The following is a 1,809-nucleotide window of genomic DNA, read 5'->3' as shown; positions in this document are numbered from 1 at the left end:
GAGCAAATGGAACCGCTATGTAGCTAAAAAGTCAGAATGATAGTATTGTTGTTGACCAATCGGTACTTTCAGGCGTAGACCTATTTACCAGCTCTAGCAGATCACACCATGGTCTGCCAGAGTTTTTTGTATTTTATTCGTCAGATCATAAAACAAGTAAAGCTGAAACAGACTGAAAACCAATACCTATCCCGATAGCCTGGAGGGAAAGCCGCTACGCGGCTACGTACTAAAAACAACTTTTATGATTTGGATGGTAATGTAGCACCACCTCGAGTTCAAAAGAAGCTAAATGACCCTGAAATAAAAAAAGCAATTGAAAAAGCAAAATATTATTTGGGAGTGTGATAATGTGTATGTTTATAATGATAAAATGAGTAAATGGTTATACAGCTTTAAAATAGAGTCTTCAATGATAGTAGATCAAAGCTCATCTTTTTATCCATTAATTTATAGAGAGTTTTATACTATAAATGATTGTATTTTTCTTTTTAGAAAGAAAAATGATTTAGAAAAAATGAAAAAATTTTCAGATTCTGATTGGGAACGGATTTTAAAGTTTCATAAAGATAAAACTGGGTATGAATGGTGTATTAATGATTTATCTGTAAACGATTTTTATTATAAAGAAACATACAGTAATGAAGAACAAAAAATTATGTTGTCAGTTGCAATGAATGTATTGGAAATATGGGGAAATAAGTTAAAAGAGCTTTTTCCTGATAAGATGTTCTGTTTATATTTATCAATTACAGAAGATCCATTCTTTTTAAATTTGCGGTTTCATACTTACAGGGAGGAAACTGAATTCATATGGGGAGAAGGGGTAGATGGAATTGACAAAATTGAGCAACCAATAGTACTTAGAATAGTATGATGAGTATGTTTTTGCTTATAGTTACTTCTGGTAAGAAATTTTATTAATTTAATATAACATAAAATATGGAATAGAAATTGCTGTCAAACACGATGCTCTTGCTCTCTCATGACGGCCATCAGACGGTCCTCAGCACGACGGCTACGGGAAAATCGGTACAACTGGGCGCCGTACAGGATGTGAATATGACGGCTACTACCGTCGCCGGGCAGTATGACGTAACCGTTGCGGCAGGGCGCAACGTGACGACGACATCGGATATGCAGTATGATAAACGGCTTATACGAAGGTCCAGTCTTCAGGCGTACTGGGCGAAGGCCTTGGCATTATGATCGGTACGCAGAAGATGCAGGATAATTACGATGGCGAGTTCAAGACGCAGACGGGGACGATCATTTGTTCTTTCGCAGGTGGCGTGACGATTGCCGCCGGCGATACGGCGCACCTGACGACGACAGATATTATCGGTAAGACAGGCGTAACCATTGCCGCGCAGGATAGTATTCTTGACGGCAAGCAGAACGAAGCCTATGAACGACAGACTCATGAAGAATCCACGTCGGGGCTTACCATTAGTCTGCGCAGCCCGGTCATCGAGGTTGTGGAAGGCGCACACGGCACCATCCGCACGGCCCAGACGAGAGATAATAAGACACTGCAGGCCTTAGAAGCCTATGAGGGCGGCAAGACGCCGAACGACCAGGTTTACGCCATAAAACGGAGAAACATCATGACAAGATTGCGTTCAAAGAAAAATGCCCTATTGCTATTACTATGCTTAGGAATACTTAGCTTCGTTATCAGCGCAATTCTTAGCTTTTTACCATCCACTGTGGAACGGGAGAAAAAACTAGAAGCAGAATACCGAATCGCAGGCCAAACCATCATCAGCAACAAATGGGAAAGAGAAAAATGGACCATAGATCAGACAG

The 1,809-nt window shown here is 40.4% G+C and carries 3 protein-coding genes; all 3 read left to right on the top strand.

Annotated features, from left to right (window positions below; all coding sequences use genetic code 11):
• The first annotated feature begins 316 nt into the window (after positions 1 to 316).
• Positions 317 to 877: a PM0498 family protein gene (locus PGX44_RS13880; RefSeq protein ID WP_498855837.1), complete on the top strand. Its 561-nt coding sequence runs from the start codon at positions 317 to 319 to the stop codon at positions 875 to 877.
• 92 nt (positions 878 to 969) lie between these two features.
• Positions 970 to 1,209: a hypothetical protein gene (locus PGX44_RS13875; RefSeq protein WP_498855836.1), complete on the top strand. Its 240-nt coding sequence runs from the start codon at positions 970 to 972 to the stop codon at positions 1,207 to 1,209.
• A partial coding sequence (locus PGX44_RS13870; protein ID WP_498855835.1) for a hypothetical protein occupies positions 1,206 to 1,809 on the top strand: 604 nt, incomplete at its 3' end. The genes PGX44_RS13875 and PGX44_RS13870, both read left to right, overlap by 4 nt.

The organism is Caecibacter sp. AF58-12pH5A (genome assembly GCF_027681725.1).
In the GTDB taxonomy this organism is placed as follows: Bacteria; Bacillota; Negativicutes; order Veillonellales; family Megasphaeraceae; genus Megasphaera; species Megasphaera hominis.
This window is presented reverse-complemented; position numbering and strand designations above follow the sequence as displayed.